The sequence below is a fragment of the Oleiphilus sp. HI0125 genome (assembly GCF_001635355.1).
Window position 1 is genome coordinate 1 of sequence record NZ_LWGF01001019.1, and the last position, 946, is coordinate 946.

General features: G+C 47.6%; 1 protein-coding gene. It reads right to left on the reverse strand.

Features of this window, described 5'->3' with window-relative positions:
• The coding region (gene ruvB, locus A3762_RS17480) for a Holliday junction branch migration DNA helicase RuvB (RefSeq protein WP_068756856.1) at window positions 1-946 on the reverse strand (946 nt) is incomplete at both ends.

The following is a 946-nucleotide window of genomic DNA, read 5'->3' on the forward strand; positions in this document are numbered from 1 at the left end:
AAATGCAACCATGCCTTTTCAGTGGCCATTCGCCCTCTAGGCGTGCGAATCATATAGCCCTGCTGAATTAAATAAGGCTCGAGAACATCCTCGATCGTTCCTCGCTCTTCACCTATTGCGGCAGCCATACTCTCAACGCCTACTGGACCACCACCAAAATTCTCAATCATCGTGAGCAGTAACTTTCGGTCCATATGATCGAAACCGCATTCATCTACACTCAACATATTTAAGGCCTTATCAGCGACCTTCTGAGTAATGCTTCCGTCACTTTTAACTTCCGCATAATCTCGTACGCGACGCAAAAGGCGGTTAGCAATACGCGGCGTACCACGAGAACGCTTAGCAATCTCGACAGCACCCTGTGACTCAATATGAATTCCAGATAAGCGAGCAGAACGCTCCACAATACTCGCCAAGTCAGCGACACTATAAAACTCGAGGCGCTGAACAATACCGAATCGATCACGCAGTGGTGACGTTAATAGTCCGGCGCGCGTGGTAGCGCCAACCAGTGTAAACGGGGGCAAATCCAACTTAATAGACCGCGCTGCTGGGCCTTCACCAATCATAATGTCGAGCTGATAATCCTCCATCGCGGGATAAAGAACCTCCTCGACATTCGCACTTAAACGATGAATCTCATCAATAAAAAGAATGTCGCCTTCTTCTAAGTTGGTGAGTAAGGCCGCTAAATCGCCTGCCTTTTCGAGCACCGGCCCAGACGTAGACTGAATGTTAGATTCAAGTTCATTAGCGAGGATATTCGCGAGCGTTGTCTTACCTAAGCCAGGCGGACCAAAAATAAGAACATGATCAAGTGCCTCTTCTCGTTTTTTTGCTGCCTCAACGAAAATAGACATTTGTTCTTTGACAACAGGCTGACCTACGTAGTCAGCTAGTAATTTCGGGCGAATAGCACGATCTTGTGCTTCTTCTTGCTTAC